Source organism: Gordonia aichiensis NBRC 108223, assembly GCF_000332975.1.
In the GTDB taxonomy this organism is placed as follows: Bacteria; Actinomycetota; Actinomycetes; order Mycobacteriales; family Mycobacteriaceae; genus Gordonia; species Gordonia aichiensis.
On record NZ_BANR01000004.1, the window covers coordinates 286422 to 302524 of the forward strand.

Annotated in this window: 18 protein-coding genes; 14 read left to right on the forward strand and 4 right to left on the reverse strand. The window is 65.9% G+C overall.

The window, feature by feature from the left end:
• Nucleotides 1–116: 116 nt before the first annotated feature.
• Nucleotides 117–686, reverse strand: a complete 570-nt coding sequence (locus GOACH_RS05950) for a helix-turn-helix domain-containing protein (RefSeq protein ID WP_040517798.1) — start codon at nucleotides 684–686, stop codon at nucleotides 117–119.
• A gap of 97 nt (nucleotides 687–783) precedes the next feature.
• Here GOACH_RS05950 and GOACH_RS05955 point away from each other — a divergent pair, with 97 nt between their 5' ends.
• A complete protein-coding gene (locus GOACH_RS05955) occupies nucleotides 784–1971 on the forward strand; it encodes a benzoate/H(+) symporter BenE family transporter (protein ID WP_005172067.1) in 1188 nt (395 codons plus the stop codon).
• 19 nt (nucleotides 1972–1990) lie between these two features.
• On the opposite strand, the gene GOACH_RS05960 is transcribed toward GOACH_RS05955, so the two are convergent.
• On the reverse strand, nucleotides 1991–2857 hold the full coding sequence (locus tag GOACH_RS05960; RefSeq protein ID WP_005172069.1) for a PPK2 family polyphosphate kinase: 867 nt from the start codon (nucleotides 2855–2857) through the stop codon (nucleotides 1991–1993).
• Nucleotides 2850–3647, reverse strand: coding sequence for a TetR/AcrR family transcriptional regulator (locus GOACH_RS05965; protein WP_231894522.1), 798 nt, complete (start codon nucleotides 3645–3647; stop codon nucleotides 2850–2852). Before GOACH_RS05965 ends, GOACH_RS05960 begins: the two co-directional genes overlap by 8 nt.
• A gap of 52 nt (nucleotides 3648–3699) precedes the next feature.
• On the opposite strand from GOACH_RS05965, the gene GOACH_RS05970 reads away from it, so the two are divergent.
• The 7 genes from GOACH_RS05970 to GOACH_RS06000 all read left to right on the forward strand — a co-directional run bounded on the left by GOACH_RS05970 (nucleotide 3700) and on the right by GOACH_RS06000 (nucleotide 9993).
• Nucleotides 3700–5040 carry a DUF445 domain-containing protein gene (locus GOACH_RS05970; protein ID WP_005172075.1) on the forward strand — a complete coding sequence of 447 codons (1341 nt, stop codon included), beginning with the start codon at nucleotides 3700–3702 and terminating at the stop codon, nucleotides 5038–5040.
• A 66-nt stretch (nucleotides 5041–5106) separates the two neighbouring features.
• Complete coding sequence (locus tag GOACH_RS24480) at nucleotides 5107–5688, forward strand: helix-turn-helix domain-containing protein (protein ID WP_281168884.1); 582 nt, start codon at nucleotides 5107–5109, stop codon at nucleotides 5686–5688.
• Nucleotides 5689–5698: 10 nt separating this feature from the next.
• Nucleotides 5699–6019: a DUF2516 family protein gene (locus GOACH_RS05980; RefSeq protein WP_005172079.1), complete on the forward strand. Its 321-nt coding sequence runs from the start codon at nucleotides 5699–5701 to the stop codon at nucleotides 6017–6019.
• Nucleotides 6020–6178: 159 nt separating this feature from the next.
• Complete coding sequence (locus GOACH_RS05985; RefSeq protein WP_005172081.1) at nucleotides 6179–6667, forward strand: RrF2 family transcriptional regulator; 489 nt, start codon at nucleotides 6179–6181, stop codon at nucleotides 6665–6667.
• A 29-nt stretch (nucleotides 6668–6696) separates the two neighbouring features.
• Nucleotides 6697–7938, forward strand: coding sequence for a globin domain-containing protein (locus GOACH_RS05990; protein ID WP_005172083.1), 1242 nt, complete (start codon nucleotides 6697–6699; stop codon nucleotides 7936–7938).
• 3 nt (nucleotides 7939–7941) lie between these two features.
• A complete protein-coding gene (locus GOACH_RS05995) occupies nucleotides 7942–8829 on the forward strand; it encodes a MerR family transcriptional regulator (RefSeq protein ID WP_005172084.1) in 888 nt (295 codons plus the stop codon).
• Nucleotides 8830–8913: 84 nt separating this feature from the next.
• Nucleotides 8914–9993 (forward strand): alpha/beta fold hydrolase, encoded by a 1080-nt coding sequence (locus tag GOACH_RS06000; protein ID WP_005172086.1) that lies wholly within the window; start codon nucleotides 8914–8916, stop codon nucleotides 9991–9993.
• A 20-nt stretch (nucleotides 9994–10013) separates the two neighbouring features.
• Here the strand turns inward: GOACH_RS06000 and GOACH_RS06005 are convergent, their stop codons facing one another.
• Nucleotides 10014–11096, reverse strand: a complete 1083-nt coding sequence (locus tag GOACH_RS06005) for a UDP-N-acetylmuramate dehydrogenase (RefSeq protein ID WP_005172088.1) — start codon at nucleotides 11094–11096, stop codon at nucleotides 10014–10016.
• A gap of 83 nt (nucleotides 11097–11179) precedes the next feature.
• Here GOACH_RS06005 and GOACH_RS06010 point away from each other — a divergent pair, with 83 nt between their 5' ends.
• The 6 genes from GOACH_RS06010 to GOACH_RS06035 all read left to right on the forward strand — a co-directional run bounded on the left by GOACH_RS06010 (nucleotide 11180) and on the right by GOACH_RS06035 (nucleotide 16066).
• Nucleotides 11180–11674 (forward strand): DUF2505 domain-containing protein, encoded by a 495-nt coding sequence (locus tag GOACH_RS06010; protein ID WP_005172090.1) that lies wholly within the window; start codon nucleotides 11180–11182, stop codon nucleotides 11672–11674.
• Between the two features lie 94 nt (nucleotides 11675–11768).
• Nucleotides 11769–12278, forward strand: a complete 510-nt coding sequence (locus GOACH_RS06015) for a DUF2505 domain-containing protein (RefSeq protein ID WP_005172092.1) — start codon at nucleotides 11769–11771, stop codon at nucleotides 12276–12278.
• A 93-nt stretch (nucleotides 12279–12371) separates the two neighbouring features.
• Nucleotides 12372–13097 carry a hypothetical protein gene (locus tag GOACH_RS06020; RefSeq protein WP_005172095.1) on the forward strand — a complete coding sequence of 242 codons (726 nt, stop codon included), beginning with the start codon at nucleotides 12372–12374 and terminating at the stop codon, nucleotides 13095–13097.
• A 21-nt stretch (nucleotides 13098–13118) separates the two neighbouring features.
• The gene (locus tag GOACH_RS06025; protein ID WP_005172098.1) at nucleotides 13119–13964 is read left to right on the forward strand and encodes a carbon-nitrogen hydrolase family protein; all 846 of its coding nucleotides are present in this window, start codon (nucleotides 13119–13121) and stop codon (nucleotides 13962–13964) included.
• A gap of 13 nt (nucleotides 13965–13977) precedes the next feature.
• The gene (locus tag GOACH_RS06030) at nucleotides 13978–15117 is read left to right on the forward strand and encodes an LmeA family phospholipid-binding protein (protein ID WP_005172100.1); all 1140 of its coding nucleotides are present in this window, start codon (nucleotides 13978–13980) and stop codon (nucleotides 15115–15117) included.
• Between the two features lie 127 nt (nucleotides 15118–15244).
• Entirely contained in the window at nucleotides 15245–16066 is an 822-nt protein-coding gene (locus tag GOACH_RS06035) for a hypothetical protein (RefSeq protein ID WP_040517939.1), read from the forward strand.
• Nucleotides 16067–16103 lie beyond the last annotated feature (37 nt).

Sequence of the window (16103 nt, forward strand, 5' to 3'; positions counted from 1 at the left end):
TGGCTGAACCACGCACATTCCCGCGAACCCGGACACGGTTCGCGGGAATGTGCGTTTTCCGGGGGCATGTCGCCACCCCGAGAGTGAAACGGCGCGGGTCGCCGAGCGCGCAGTGGTCAGCCCGGCGAGTCGATGGTGAGCACGGCGAGGACGTCGTCGTCGGTGCGGTAGGAGTGTGTTCGATCGCTGATCCACTGCAGGGATTCCCCCGCGCCCGCGGGCTTTTCGTCGCCTTCGGGCCCGGCGACGAGGTGACCGCGAACCACCCGTACATGCTCGACGACGCCGGGCCCGTGCGCAGGGGACCGCCGCACCCCACCCGACGTGACATGAAGCCAGAAGACCTCCGTCGTCGAACCGTCGTCGTGATGCTCGACGTGTAGCAGACGCGCGGTGAGGTGCGAGCCGTCGCCCTCGGTTCCCGACGTCTCGCCGAGCAGTGCCGTCAGCGGCACACCGAGGGGGCCGGCCACCGCGTACAAGGTGTCCAGCGTGGGGTTGCGTTGTCCCGTTTCGAGTTCGGAGAGTGAGCCCTTGCCGATACCGGCGGCGCGGGCCAGTGCGGACAGGCTCATGCCGCGTTCGGTGCGCAACGTAGAGATCCGCTCACCGACCTCTCTGCGCCGATCGCGTCCCGCGGCCGAACGTCCGCCTGTGGGCTCTCCGCCACCGGCTTCTCCGGTCATGTCGCCACTCCCTTCCCACACGCGCCCCGGTAGGGCACCTGACGTCGTCAGACAGCCGAGTGTTCTGTTTACGGAACGATACCGTTATGCTGGCCGCGTGACCACTGAGCATGCGTCGAACACCGAGCCGATCGTCGCGGGGGTCGTGACCGCGCTCGTCGGCTTCACGTCGTCGTTCGTCGTCGTTGTCTCGGGCCTTCGCGCTGTCGGTGCGACGTCGACGCAGGCGGCGTCGGGTCTGCTGGCGCTGACTGTCACGTTCGGGCTCGGGATCATCGTGCTGTGTGTGCGGTATCGCATGCCGATCACGCTCGCGTGGTCGACGCCCGGTGCGGCACTGTTGGCGGCGATGGGCGCGGGGTACCACGCGGGCTGGCCCGCTGCGGTCGGCGCGTTTCTCGTCGTCGGCGTACTCATTCTCGCAACCGGGTTGATTCCAGCGCTCGGCGATCTCATCGCTCGGATTCCGACCCCCATCGCCCAGGCGATGCTCGCGGGGGTGTTGCTGACGTTGTGCCTGGCACCAATCAAATCCCTTGCGGTGCAGCCGTTGTTGACCATCCCGATTCTTGTGGTGTGGGTGGTGGCCACGCGTTGGTTGTCGCGCTGGGCTCTACCGCTCGCTCTGGTCGCCGCGCTCGTCGTGATCGGAATCTATCTCGCGGTGCACGGTGTCGACAGCGCCGCACATACCGAGTGGTGGCCGCAGATCGCCTGGACCACGCCGCATTTCGACGCCTCCGCGATCGTCGGCATCGCGATACCCCTCTACGTGGTGACGATGGCCTCGCAGAACGTCCCGGGTGTCGCGGTGTTGTCGTCGTTCGGCTATCACACCCCGTGGCGGGCGTCGATGCTCGTCACAGGAACAGGGACAGCCGTGGGTGCGCCTTTCGGCGGACACGCAATCAATCTCGCCGCGTTGTCGGCGGCGCTGGCAGCGGGCGACGAGGCAGGTCCCGACCGTTCGCGGCGGTGGATCGCCGGTGTATCCGCGGGCATCTCCTACCTGGTGTTGGCGGCGTTGTCGGGAGTGTTGGTGACGATCACGGCGATCGCGCCGAACGGCCTGCTCGAGACTGTCGCCGGGTTGGCGCTGCTCGGCACTTTTGCCAACGCGCTCGTCGGCGCACTGAACCGGGACGAGTTCCGGATTCCCGCCGCGCTCACGTTCGTCACCGCTGCTGCGGGAATCTCGTTCTGGGGCATCGGGGGAGCCTTCTGGGCGCTGGTCGTCGGCCTCATCGCGCACACGGTGCTACGACGACGCGATCCGTCGACCTGATCGGCTGCCCACCGCGAACTCAGTCGGAGGCCGCGAGCCTTTTCTTCTGGACCTCGACGTCGAAGTCGGCCTCCGGCCACTGCAGATCGAGCTTCTCGAGCGACGAGATCAGTAGTTCGCACACCGCGAGCCGCGAAAACCACTTCTTGTTCGCGGGAATGAGATACCAAGGCGCGGTATCGGAATCGCATCGATCGAAGATCGCCTGGTAGGCGTCGAGATAGTCGTTCCAGAAGGGCCGCTCGTCGATGTCGTCCGGATTGAACTTCCAGTACTTGTCCGGTCGGTCGAGTCGCTCGGCAAGGCGTTTACGCTGTTCGTCTTTGGAGACGACCAGTGCACACTTCACGATGGTCGTTCCGGTCTCGACGAGATCGATCTCGAACTCGTTGATGGTCTCGTAGCGTCCGTCCCATTCGGATTGCGGCACGAGATTGTGCACCCGCACGGGAAGTACGTCCTCGTAGTGCGAACGATCGAAGATGCCGATATGTCCTGCGGGAGGTACGGCCTTGCGGATGCGCCACAGGAAATCGTGCTCGAGCTCTTCTGGCGTGGGCTTACCGAAACCCTTGATGGACAAGCCCTGTGGATCGACGAGGCCACCGACGTGTCGGACGATCCCGCCCTTGCCCGCCGTGTCCATCCCCTGCAGCACGAGTAGCACCGAGCGGTGATCACCGGATCGGCCGTTGGCGTACAACAACTCCTGCAGATCGGCGAGCACCTCGCCGCGTTCGGCGAGCAACTGGGTGCCGTACCCGTGATCGCCCTCGAAGCCGGGGGTGGACGCGGCGTCGAACTCGGCGATCGGACCGAGTGCCGAGGCCCGGAGTGCCTCGGTCGCGGGTCGCGTCCATCCCGCGTTCTTGTCGTTCTTACCCATCGACGTGAGCCTCCTCCGGTCTCGTCGGTTGCGTCAGCGGGGGAGGGTCGGAGATGAACTGCTCGCGCGACCCGTCGACCCCGGCGATCCCGATGACCGAACTCCACACCATCATCGTCAGGTAGTCGATCAGCTCGTCGACGGAGACGTCGCGGTCGGTCATCCACCAGTCGACAGCGCGCTGGATGCCGCCCACGAGTACGTGGGACCACACCTTGGCCCCGGAGGTGTCTGCGGAGCGCTCTTCCATCCGCAGGACAATCGCTGCCGTCAGCAACTGGGCGACGAGTCGCTCCGATTCGACAGTCCCGACCGATGACGTCGGTGAGTTGGTCAGTGCGAACCGGTACAGCGCCGGGTCGTCGGCCACAGCCCGCACATACACTCCGATCACCGTTCTGGTCAGCGTGTACTCGTCGGCGTCGTCGGAGATGGCTTCGGCCAGCCGGGGGAGCAGCGTTGTCTCGAAGAAGCGCACGGTCACTGCGGTTCCGAGGTCGTTCTTGTCGCTGAAGTACCGGTAGAGGACGGTCTTCGAGACACCGATGTGTGTGGCGATCTCGTCCATCCCCGCGTCGGCTCCGAGCGCGCGCACGGCGTCGATCGTGCCATCGGTCAACTCACTCCGACGATCCTGTTTGTGCTTCTCCCACCGCTGCCTGCGCCCGTCGGGTTTGACCGTGTCGTCGGTGACCGCGCCGAGCAGCGCCTGTTCAACCCCGCGCGTCACGTGTGCAGCAGCCGAAAGCGCAGTACGTGCCGCGGCCGCAGGGCTCGGGCGGTTGGGTATCACCTGGCCAGCCTAATCCCCGGAAGAGGGTAGAACTTATTGAGTGTCGACAGTGATTCCGGACGTTTCCGGCCAACCGGGGCAGCCGTCCGCGCGGGCGCGGCACTCGTCGCCGGGATTCGGTGCCTCCGATGCCACAGGTGACCAGCGACGTCGCCGCGATCTCCGCAAGATGAAGGTGGTCTCGACAGGTTTTCTCGTCGTGGCCGCCGTGGTCTACCTCTGCATGCGCTATCTCGAGCATCGCGACGGTGCCGACGTCGCCGCGTGGGTGGGATACGTGCGCGCGGCGTCGGAAGCGGGAATGGTCGGCGGGCTCGCCGACTGGTTCGCTGTGACCGCCTTGTTCAAGCATCCGCTGGGCATTCCGGTGCCGCACACGGCTCTGATCCGGAAGAAGAAGGACGAGATCGGAGATCAGCTCGGCGAGTTCATCGAAGAGAACTTCATGACGCCGGCCGTGGTCGTCGAACGTGCCGAACAACTCGACATGCCCCGTCGCGTGTCGACGTGGCTGGCCGATCCCGCGAACGCTCCGCGCATCTCCGACGAGGCCGCCCGCGCGATCAAGCTGGCCTCGGAGATGCTCGGCGACGAAGACATCGAGCAGTTCATCCAGGCCGTGTTGAAGTGGGCGGCCGAACCCGAGTGGGCGCCGCCGATCGGCCGCATCCTCGAGCAGCTCGTCGACGAGGACCGGCTCGACCCGGTCTTCCAGTTGCTGTGTGACCGTGCCTACGACTGGGCGGTCGGCAGCCAGGACCTCATCGAGCGAGTCGTCGACCAGGATGTGGGGCCGTCGTGGAAGCCGAAATTCGTGACCAACCTCGTCGGCGACAAGATCTATCGCGAACTCGTCGACTTCACCTACAAGGTCAAGACCGACCCCGAGCACGAGATGCGGCGGTCGATGCACCAGTTCGTCGAACAGTTTTCCCACGACCTCCAGCACGATCCCGCGATGATCGAGCGCTTCGAGGGCATCAAGCATGATCTCGTCGGTAGCGCCGAGGTCGCCGACGCCGCGTCGACGGCCTGGAACACGGGCAAGGCCGTCATCGAGCAGATGCTCGAAGATCCCAACAGCACCCTTCGTAACACCCTGACCGACGCGGTGATCCGGCTCGGTACGCGCATCCGCGACGACCGCCCACTCCAGGAGAAGATGAACGGGTGGGTGGCCCGCGTCGCCAATCACGTCGCGACGAACTACTCCCGCGAGATCATCTCGGTGATCACCGAGACGGTGCGCAGTTGGGATGCCGACGACACGAGTCGCAAGATCGAACTGCAGGTGGGCCGCGATCTGCAGTTCATCCGGATCAACGGAACCGTCGTCGGTTCGCTCGCAGGTCTCGCGATCTATACCGTGTCGGTGCTCATCTTCGGGTGAGCTGACTGCTTGCACGAGCTAGCACTCGCGCCGATACTGGCAGAGGCAGCGAGTATCGGGAGTGAAATGTCAGCACAGAGCAATGCAAGCCCGTCGGACCATGGCACCAATACCGGCACGAACACCGGGTCCGACGACACGCGCGTCGCCACGAGTGGAGTCGACGCACACGCGCAGGGCGTGGATGCCGGCGGCGCAGCCACAGGGGGAGAGGGCACCGGCAGCGACGGCTCGAGCAACCCGGTCGAGACGGTCGCCAATGCCGCGCAGGACGTGGTGGCCACGGCCGCGCAGGACATCGGCTCCTTCATCCGCTCGCAGCGTGTGGCTGCCGAGGTCTCGCTTCGTCAGCTCGCCGACCGCGCCGGCGTGTCGAACCCGTACCTGAGCCAGATCGAGCGAGGGCTGCGTAAACCGTCGGCCGACGTTCTGGCGCAGATCGCGAAGGGGCTGCGGGTGTCCGCCGAGGTGCTCTACGTGCGAGCGGGCATCCTCGAGGAGCGTCCGGCGAGCCCGGTGCGCGACGCTCTCCTGATCGACACGTCGATCAGCGAACGACAGAAGCAGATGCTGCTGGAGATCTACGAATCCTTCCAGCGGGAGAACCGCGAGAACGACGCCGACCCGGCCGTTGGCGGGCGCGGCTAGAGTGTGATTCGTGAACTTCGTGAGCTTTATGGCCGCGGGCCAAAACCTGATCCTGTGGGTGCTGACCATCGTCGCGGGTGTCGCGGCCGTGGTGTCACTCGTCCATGCGTCGATCCAGCGCTCGGACGCGTTTCCTGCGGTCGACCGGCAGAGCAAGTTGATCTGGGTGCTCATCCTGGCGGCCGCAACGCTCTTCATCTGGTTCTTCCAGGCGCCGTCGCTGTTCTATCTCATCGGCGTCGTGGCCGTGCTGGTCTACATCGTCGACGTGCGGCCCCGCGTGGATTCCATCCAGGGCAAGTCGTGGTTCCGTAAGGTCGGGCGATCCTGACCGTCTTTGCCGCGCGCTGATCCGCGCACCCCGAACCCATACACAGCAACGCCCGCGAGGTTCGCGGGCGTTGCTGTGTATGTCCGGACGTCGGCGGCGTGACGATCGCCACGTCGGCTTAATCTGCATTTGAGATGCAAATTATGATCTGATGGTCCCATGCACATGACGCGGTTCACCGACATCGGCTTACGCGTGGTGATGCGCCTGGCCGTGTCGAGTGGGTCGATGACGACGCGGGAACTCGCCGACGAGATGGCTGTGCCGTACACCCACGTCAGCAAGGTGACCGGGCGTCTTGCCGAACTCGGGGTCGTCCATTCGCGCCGAGGGCGCGCGGGAGGTCTGATCATCACGGAGTTGGGCCGCACCGCGCGGATCGGCTGGCTCGCCTCGAGCCTCGAGGGCAACGAGGAAGTCGTCGAATGTGACGGCGACACGCCCTGCCCGCTGCGCCGGGCCTGTCGTCTGCGCGGCGCACTCGCCAAGGCGCAGCGCGCATTCTTCGATGCTCTCGACGACCATACGGTCGGCGATCTCGTCGCCGACCCCACCGGAGCGGTACTGCTCACCCTCGACGACCGACGACGCGCAGGAGCGTCGTCGGAGATAGTGCCGAACACTCTCGGCAGCAACAGTTTTCGCTGATCGGCGAAACCCTAGGATCGGAGTCATCCGTGCTCACTGCATCCACTCGCGACGTCATTGCGGCCACCCTGCCCGCAGTCGAGGGAGCGCTCGGAGAAATCACCCCCAATTTCTATCGGCGGATGTTCGCCGCCCACCCGGACCTGTTGGACGACCTGTTCAATCGCACTCATCAGCGCACTGGTGAGCAGCCCATGGCGCTCGCGGGTTCCATAGCGGCGTTCGCGCACCTGCAACTCGAGCCCGACCTGCGCAGGCAGCGGTTCATCATCGATCGCATTGCCCACAAGCATGCGTCATTGGGAGTGACCGCTGACCAATACGCCGTCGTGCACGAGCATCTCTTCGGCGCCATCGTCGAAGTCCTCGGTGATGCGGTGACGCCGGAGGTTGCCAATGCGTGGGACGAATTGTATTGGGAGATGGCCGATGTGCTCGTGCGTGAGGAGAACGGGCTTTATGCGGAGGCCGGGGTCTCGCCGGGGCGGGTGTGGCGCGATCTCGTGGTGCTCCGACGCGAACAGGTGTCGCCGGATGCCGTGTCGTTCACTCTCGCGCGAGGAGACGGCGGTGATCTCCCTCGCTTCACGCCGGGCCAGTACATCTCGGTGCAGGTTCCGCTTGCCGACGGCGCGCGCCAGATCCGTCAGTACAGTCTCGTCGGATCACCATCCGTACGTGCGGAGTGGCGCATCAGCGTGAAGTCTGCAGGCGAGGTCTCGACTCACATTCACGAGAATCTCTTCGAGGGTGACATGCTGCACGTGTCGATGCCCTTCGGAGATCTCATTCTGCCGGAAGATGATTCACCACTGCTGCTTGCGTCAGCGGGTATCGGATGCACCCCGGTCATCGGTCTGCTCACAGCGCTGTCCGAGTCGGGAACCCACAGGCAGGTCACCGTGCTGCACGCCGACCACTCGCGCGCCGGGCAACCCCACCGCGGCCAACTCGGGACGCTCGTCGACTCGATCGACACGGCTCGGCTCTATCAGTGGTACAGAGAGGGCGTCGACGGCTTGTGGTCGGACACGGTGCGTCGCGGACGCATGTCGCTCGACGGAATCGACCTGGTCGACGGTGTGCATGCGATGTTGTGCGGCCCCACCGGCTTCCTCGACTCGATGCGCACGCAACTCCTCGAGCGGGACGTGCCGGAGAGTCGAATTCACTTTGAGACATTCGGCCCCGAGTTATTGCGCACGGGAGCGGCTGCGTCGAGTCAGGGGAGCAGGGCGTCGGAACACCGCGGCGCGGCGAATACACTGTGATCCGTGGCTGAGTATCGGATCAACGACCTCGCGGAGGCGTCAGGGGTCAGTGTCCGCAACATCCGCGTCTATCAGGACCGCGGACTGCTTCCGGCTCCGACGATCCGTGGCCGCACGGGGTGGTACTCCGACGAACATCTGGTCCGACTCAATCTGATCTCCCGCATGCTCGAACGCGGGTACACCTTTGCGACGATCAGCGAGTTGCTGCATGCAGCGCACTACGGGATGAAGGTCGAGCACGTTCTGCGGGGCGAACCCAAGGGCGGGCGGTTCCGCAACTTCAAACGCGCGGCCACGATCACCATCACCGAGCTCCGCAAGACGCTCAACGCGTCCGACAAGTCGATCGCGCTCGGGCAGAAACTCGGTCTTCTCGTCAAAGACGGGGCGCACTACGCGATCAAGAACCCCGAGGTCCTCGAGGGTGCTGAGGTGCTGGTCAAGAGCGGCATCGACATCGATGTCCTGCTCGACCGGTTCGTCCGCGTCCAGGACGACCTGGAGGACGCCGCACGCAGCTTCGTGTCGATCATCACCGACAAGTACTTCGACGAGAAGCTGCCCGAACTCGGCGAGGCGAATGTCAGCAAGATGGCCGAACTGATCCAGACGGTGCGGCCGATGGCCCACGACATCGTCGAGACCACGTTCCGCAAAGCGCTCGACGACGAGATCTCGAAGGCCATCGGTGAGGCGTCGACCTACTTCGACGCCGCCACATCGGAGGACACCACATCGGAGGGCACACCGCCCGCCGAGACAGCGGTGGGCGATAGCCCGCCTAATGTGACAACGAGTAGTGTTACATCGAATGGTGTTGTTCGTGATGAATCCTCGCCATCCGGTGTCCGTGAGGGCCTCGCCGATCAGGACCGATCAGGCACGTAGGCGACCGGCCTCATCGACACCGGTGTGCGAGGCACCAGGGCGACACACCACACGGTGGACACACGCTGACGGGATGTGAGGGGTATGAAGACGCGGAACCTGGCGCTCGGCGCTGCAGCGCTCGGACTCGGCGGTGTTGCGATCGGGGCAGGCACGAACGTCGCCGGAATCGCGCGTGGCGTGCTGTCGTCTGCGCCTGCCGTCGACGACGGGCCCGACGACCTCCTGGCCGACCCGACGGCGCCCCGTGTCCAGCGGAGCGTCACCAGCGTCGATTCCACGAAACTCAATGTCGAGATCTACGGCCCCGAGCCGGATGCCGCCGATACCGGCGACGTGATCGTCGCGGTGCACGGCTGGACGTGCAACACCCACTACTGGAACCCGCAGATCAACTATTTCGCGGACACGCGAACCGTCGTCGCCTACGACCAGCGTGGGCATGGGCTCAGCGAACTCGGTCGACGTAGGCCGACGATCGACACCCTTGGCCAGGATCTCGACGCTGTGCTCGGTGCCGTGGTGCCGCCCGGCCGTCGGGCTGTTCTCGTCGGACACAGCATGGGCGGTATGACGATCATGTCGTGGGCCAAACAGCATCCCGAGAAGGTCTCGACGACGGTATCGGCGGTGGTGCTCGCGTCCACAGCGGCGCAGGCGGTCATCCAGAATCATCTACTCATCCCCGAGGGGCTGCCGCGCTACAGCAAACCGTTCGTTCCGGCGGTCAGCCGGATCGTGACCAGTGCGTCGACCCCGCTACCGCACGGGCCGTTCACCTCGCGGGTGTCGCAGTACGTCGCACTCGGATCGTCGGCGCGCGCCTCACACGTCGAGTTCGTGGACAAGATGATCATGTCGTGTCCGCCGCGTGCGCGCGGGCGGTGGGGTGCGGCGATGGGCCGTCTCGACGTCGCCGCGGGCCTCGAGGCGCTGCCGGTGCCGACGACGGTGCTCGTGGGCACCGACGATCGGCTCACCCCGCGCAGGCATGCCGACGAGATGGCAGAGATCCTGCGCCGTAACGGTTCCCTGCGTGATGAGGTCGTCTTCGATGGGGTGGGTCACATGTCGACGATCGAGGCGGCCGAGCGTGTCAACGAGATCCTCGACGACATCCTCGGCGAGGTATCGCACACCGACGTGCGCACCGCCCGCTCCTGACGGGCCGCGCACGGCATTCGTCACAGGGAGCAGTTGACCAGCACCGGCTCGGGATGCAGCGTGACACCGAACGCCTGGCGCACACCGTCGCGGACGTCACGTGCGAGGTCGAGGACTTCGTCGGCGCTCGCCCCGCCCCGATTGGTCAGTGCGAGAGTGTGTTTGGTCGACAGCCGCACAGGTGAGGACGGCCCAGGGTAGCCCTTGGCGTACCCCGCCCGCTCGATCAACCAGCCTGCCGAGAGTTTGACGCCATCGGCCACCGGGAACGCGGGCGTCGAGATGTCGGAACCAACGCGCTCGCGGATACGTGACATGATCGCGGGCGCGTCGTCGGATCCGATGATCGGATTGGTGAAGAACGAACCGGCGCTCCAGGTGTCGTGGTCGTCGGCGTCGAGCACCATGCCCTTGCTGCGGCGCAGGGTCAGCACCGTCTCGCGGACGAGTGACGCATCGACGCGCGAATCGCGTGCGACGTCGAGCCGGTCGGCGAGATCGCGATAGCGCAACGGCTGGCTGAGTCGATCGTCGTTGAGCCAGAAGGAGACCGCGACGACGACGAAGTCATCGCGGTACTTCAGAGTGCTTGTCCGGTAACCCAATCCGAGCTCACCCGGTGACACCCAGCGCAATGTTCCCGCTCGCCTGTCGAGTACCTGAACGCTGCGCAGCACGTCGGCGACCTCCACCCCGTACGCTCCTACGTTCTGCACCGGAGTGGCGCCGGCGGCACCCGGAATCCCTGAAAGGCACTCCAGCCCACCGAATCCGGCGTCGATCGTTGCGGCGACGAGGGTGTCCCACACAACGCCTGCGTCGGCCGTCACATGCGGGCGGCCGGATTCGCGGCCGGTGCCGAAGTCGATCCGTGCGCTCTCGATGACGACGGCGGTGCCCCCGAATCCGTCGTCGGAGATCAACAGGTTCGAGCCGCCACCGATGACAAGCACCGGTTCGGAGTCGGCATCGAGTGCGGTGATCTCCTCGACGACGCTGCGCGTGTCCGGGCAGTGCACGATCGCGTGCGCCGGGCCACCGACCCGCAGGGTGGTGAGGTCGGCGAGTGGCGCGGACTGCAGGGCGGAGGGGTTGTCGATCACCGTGTAACGGTAACCGAGCGCGCGCCGTCGGGCCGATGGTGCGCGGCGGCTCGGGCAGTCTCCCTCGGGTAGTCTCCTCAGTCATGGCGAGCACGCTGAACCACACCGTGTCCTACCCGTTCTCCACCGCGCGATACTGGGAGATCATCACCACCGAGCAGTATTGGCGTGATCTGCTCCAGATCATCAACTCGAGTCACGGTGTGCTCGAGTCGTTCTCCCTCGACGGCGACACCGTGACCGTCGAGATGAAGCAGGGTATCCCCGAGGACAAGCTGCCGTCGATGATCACCAAGGTCCGCCCCGGCGATCTGGAGATCCCGCGACGCAATGTGTTCACGCGCAACGGCGAGACCATCAGCGGAACGATGACCGCGTCGGTCAGCGGCGCGCCTGCGACGGTCGAGGCCACGGTGTCGGTGACCGGCGATCCCGCCTCGATGCAGTACAGCGGCAGCGCGAATGTGTCGATACCGTTCGTCGGCGGCAAGATCGAGAAGGCGGTCATCGACGAGCTGACCAAGCTGCTCGACGCCGAGCACGACGAAACCGTCACCTGGGAGAAGTCCGGCCACTGAGCCCGACGCCGCGCCTGCGTGTCCCGTTGCGGTGCAGGTGGGCCGCCCGCTCCGGTTTTTGGTGGCCGAACCCTGCTCGGTTAGCCTGAAACCCATGGCACGACGGCTCAGTTACTCAGCGCGCTACACCCATCCCGTGGAGAAGCTGTACGAAGCGCAGAGCACCAAGCAGTACTGGGACGACATGATGGCCGGCTTTCAGATGATCTCGCCGCACTGCGAGGTCGAGGATTTTCGATCCGACGAGACCGGCATGCGTGTTGTCCTCAAGCAGACGATCGGACGCAACCAGCTCCCGCCGTTGGCGCAGACGGTCCTCATGAAGGACATGGTCATCACCCGCGAGGAGTCGTTCGGCCCGTTCGACCCCGACAACACCAAGGGCGACTACAACGCGTCGATCCCCGCGGGGCCCGGCAGTCTCAACGGGTGGCAGGAGCTGTTTCCCACCGACACCGGCTGCACGATCCGGAAGACCACCGAGGTCAAGGTGTTCATCCCGTTCGTCAATGGCAAGCTGGAGCAATTGATGCTGGTCAACCTCGTCGACCTCTTCCGTGCGGAGGCGGAGTACGCGGCGGACTGGGTCGCGAAGAACCTCTAGTCCGACGTGAGCGGGCCCGGCCGACACACACCAGCAGGCCGAATCACTCGCGGTACGACGAACATCAACCGGCTGCGTCGAGTCGACCGTTGGATGGCGAATGAACCGACCGTGCAGTCGGCGTTGGGAGCGTCCGACACGCCCCTCGTCGTCGACCTCGGCTACGGAGCCCGACCCGACACCACCGTGGAGATGGCTCAGCGATTGCGGGTCGTGGCGCCCGGCCTGGAGATGGTGGGGCTCGAGATCGATCCCGAGCGCGTGGTTTCACCCCGCGACGGTGTTCGATTCGGCCTCGGCGGATTCGAACTCGCAGGTCTGCGTCCGCACGTGGTGCGAGCGTTCAACGTACTCCGCCAGTACGACGAGCACGAGGTGTGGCCGGTGTGGCGTCAGCTGGCGGGTGAGATAGCCCCCGGCGGTGTGATCGTCGAGGGCACGTGCGATGAACTCGGTCGACGCTGCACATGGGTGCTGCTCGACGCCGACGGCCCCCGCAGCCTCACGCTGAGCTGGGCACCCGCCCACACGGGCCGACCATCGGAGCTCGCCGAGCGCCTGCCCAAGGCGCTGATCCATCGCAACGTGCCCGGCGAACCCGTGCACGATCTCCTCGTCGCCGCCGATCGATGCTGGGACGTCGCGGCCCCGCAGGCCGCATTCGGACCCAGGGCGAGGTGGCGTGAAACGCGACGACTGCTTACCGCGGCGGGAGTTCCCATCGCGCCGGTTCGAGGGCGCAGCGTCGACAACGTCTTGACGGTTCCGTGGTCCGTCGTTGCGCCGACGGTGTGGCGAGACTGTGGTTTCGGCCGGTGACCGCCCACTAGTCTTGCCACCATGCGCATCGCAATGGCACAGATCAACTCCAGCGATGACCCGACCGCCAATCTCGTCGTCGTCGCAGACGTCGCGGCCCAGGCCGCCGCCGATGGCGCCGATCTCGTCGTATTCCCGGAGGCGACGATGTGCCGATTCGGGGTTCCGCTCGGCCCGGTCGCCGAACCACTCGACGGTCCGTGGGCCACGCACGTCTCGCAGATCGCGGTCGAACGTCGCATCACGATCATCGCCGGAATGTTCAGGCCTGCCGACGACGGTCGGGTGTTCAACACCCTGCTGATCGCTCACCCGGATGGCAGCACCGTGTCCTACGACAAGATCCATCTGTACGACGCGTTCGGATTCCGCGAGTCGCGGACGGTGGCAGCGGGCGACAAACCGGTGGTCGTCGACGTCGCAGGAACCGTCGTGGGCGTGGCGACCTGCTATGACATCCGCTTTCCCGATCTGTTCATCGCACTCGCCGAACAGGGCGCACAGGTGATCGCCGTGCCCGCCTCCTGGGGGGCGGGCCCAGGCAAGGTCGCGCAGTGGGAGGTCCTTGCGACCGCGCGGGCACTCGACTGCTCGGCCTACGTCGTCGCCGTCGGACAGGCAGAACCCGACGATCCGGCTCTTCGCGAGGGGAGTGCTCCGACCGGTGTAGGCCACAGCCAAATCACAGATCCCTTGGGTACGGTGGTCGCCGCATACGGGTCCGGAAAATGTGTCCGGGCTCACGACATCGACCTGACGGCGGTGACGACGGCACGGGAGCGCATCGCCGTCCTCGCCAACCGGAAATCCATCCGACCGGTCTCGGCACAGAACCCGACGAGCCGCAGATCGACGACCACGGACTGAAGGTGCTCTCACCATGACCGACGAGAACGAGAACGCGAAGGAACCGCACGCGCGGTCGGCCGACGGCCAGAACTCACCGGAGAAGGCAGCCGAGTGGGTCCCGGTTGCCGAACCGACACAGGCGCCGCCTGCCGGTGTCCCGAATGACCAGGCGCCGACCGACAATCACTCGCCGACGGACAATCACCCGCCGACCGAGCGCTTCGACGCCGCGCCCACTGAGCCCGGTCCGCGCGCGTATTCGGCGACCACCTGGGGTACCCAGGCATTCGAGCACGGGCCGACGACGACGGTCATCGACCAGCCCGACCCCTCCGACGAACCCGTCCGGACTTCTCCCGTTCGTCGGCGTCGTACGGCCAAGATCATCGGGATCACTGCCGCAGCTCTGGTTCTGGTGCTCGTCATCGGCGCGGTGGCATCGGAACTGATCTTGCGTAAACGGGTCACCGACTGCCTCGGTCAGCAGTTCAGCAGCCTCACCGGGGTGCCGACGAGTGTCTCCCTCAGCAAGAAGCCGATGCTGCTCCAGGCGACCGGGAGCGAGATCCCGTGGGTGCAGGTCGACACCACCGATGGTTCGGGCGGCACCCGACTGCACATCCGCGCGGACCGCATCGACGCCGAGGGTGACAAGACCACGGTCGGTTCGCTCGACGGAAGCGGTTACATCCCGTTCTCGCACGTCGTCGACCTCGGTAAGCAGGAGATGAGCGGCAACGGCGGCAGCGGAACGTCGGGTGGTGGCGGCACCGACCAGAACGGTGCGGGTGGGATCGTCCAGGGCGCGAGCATCGAGTCCATCACGGGCAATGCAACCGATGGCACCGTCGACGTCAGTACCTCGTTCAACCTGGGATTCATCCCGGTTCCGGTGAGCGCCACGATCAAACCGACGACCGAGAACGGGCACATCAGGTTCGAGGTCGTGAAAGCCAGTGCCTTCATCTTCGGCATCCCCTCCGACTACGCGCAGCAGATCGTCGACGGAGTGTCCAAGACGATGTTCGGCCCGTTCTTCGACCAGGTGAACGTCAAGAACCTCAAGGTGACCAACGACGGCGTCGACTTCGCCGTCGACGGCAAGGATCTCGCACTGACCAACTCCGCCACCGGCGCCGATCAGAACGCGGACACCTGCAGCGTCATCTGAGCGAGCGGCGCCGACCGGTCGGTGCGGCTGCGGTTGTCACAGGCCCGACTCATGTGACGTCGGTACCCTCAGAAGAGCAATGTCCGATTTCTCCGGGGCGCCCGCCGCCCACGTGTTGGAGGGAAACATGAGCGCGCTGCTCCTGATCATCATCGTCGTCGTCCTGGTCGTGGGGGTGGTGGTGGTGTCGCAGCAGCGGTCGGGCGCCTCCAAGGCCCGCAGTCTCGACGACGCCAAGGCCGACGCACGCCAGGTCATCGAACGCCTCGGCGGGCAGGTGTACATGCTCGTCGGCGATTCGCCTGCATCCAAGCAGGCGCTCGCAGATGCAGGCGAGCGATACACCGCCGCCGGGTCGCAGATCGATCAGGCCAACTCGCCCGCGCAGGCCCGCCTCGCGAAGCAGACCGCGATCGAGGGGCTCTACTACATCCGCGCGGCTCGGACCGCCATGAACATGGACCCAGGTCCTGCCATCCCGGAACTCGACGGTCAGCGCAGCGCGGGGGCCGTCACCGAGGACCGCACGGTCGACTTCGACGGCCGCAGGGTCGAGGCCTCACCCAGCCCGTCGTCGAGGACACCGAACTACTACCCGGGCGGCCGCGTGGCGGGACGTCCCGTGCCCGCGGGCTGGTACTCCGAGCCGTGGTGGAAGCCCGCGCTCGTCGCGGGCGCCTGGGGCGTCGGCTCGATGCTGCTGTTCTCGACGCTGTTCTCGGGAATGCACGGCGTCCCCTATGACGCGGCGGCATTCGAGAGCGGTGCCGGCGACGGCTCCGACATGGCAGGCATCGACGGCGGCGATGGCGGCGGTGACTTCGGCGGCGATTCCGGTGGTGATGGCGGCGACTGGGGCGGCGGCGACTCGGGTGGCGGGGATTTCGGCGGCGGAGATTTCGGGGGCGGGGACTTCGGGGGCGGGGACTTCGGCGGCTTCGACTTCTGACCGTCGACCGTGCACTCCCTGTAGCCGACTGTGCACT

Coding starts and splice junctions, on each gene's coding strand:
- GOACH_RS06000 (WP_005172086.1), top strand. CDS start 8,914: ATGAAGACGCGGAACCTGGCGCTCGGCGCTGCAGCGCTCGGACTCGGC.
- GOACH_RS05950 (WP_040517798.1), bottom strand. CDS start 686: ATGACCGGAGAAGCCGGTGGCGGAGAGCCCACAGGCGGACGTTCGGCC.
- GOACH_RS06030 (WP_005172100.1), top strand. CDS start 13,978: ATGACCGACGAGAACGAGAACGCGAAGGAACCGCACGCGCGGTCGGCC.
- GOACH_RS06015 (WP_005172092.1), top strand. CDS start 11,769: ATGGCACGACGGCTCAGTTACTCAGCGCGCTACACCCATCCCGTGGAG.
- GOACH_RS05985 (WP_005172081.1), top strand. CDS start 6,179: ATGCACATGACGCGGTTCACCGACATCGGCTTACGCGTGGTGATGCGC.
- GOACH_RS06020 (WP_005172095.1), top strand. CDS start 12,372: ATGGCGAATGAACCGACCGTGCAGTCGGCGTTGGGAGCGTCCGACACG.
- GOACH_RS05960 (WP_005172069.1), bottom strand. CDS start 2,857: ATGGGTAAGAACGACAAGAACGCGGGATGGACGCGACCCGCGACCGAG.
- GOACH_RS06025 (WP_005172098.1), top strand. CDS start 13,119: ATGCGCATCGCAATGGCACAGATCAACTCCAGCGATGACCCGACCGCC.
- GOACH_RS24480 (WP_281168884.1), top strand. CDS start 5,107: ATGTCAGCACAGAGCAATGCAAGCCCGTCGGACCATGGCACCAATACC.
- GOACH_RS06010 (WP_005172090.1), top strand. CDS start 11,180: ATGGCGAGCACGCTGAACCACACCGTGTCCTACCCGTTCTCCACCGCG.
- GOACH_RS06035 (WP_040517939.1), top strand. CDS start 15,245: ATGAGCGCGCTGCTCCTGATCATCATCGTCGTCGTCCTGGTCGTGGGG.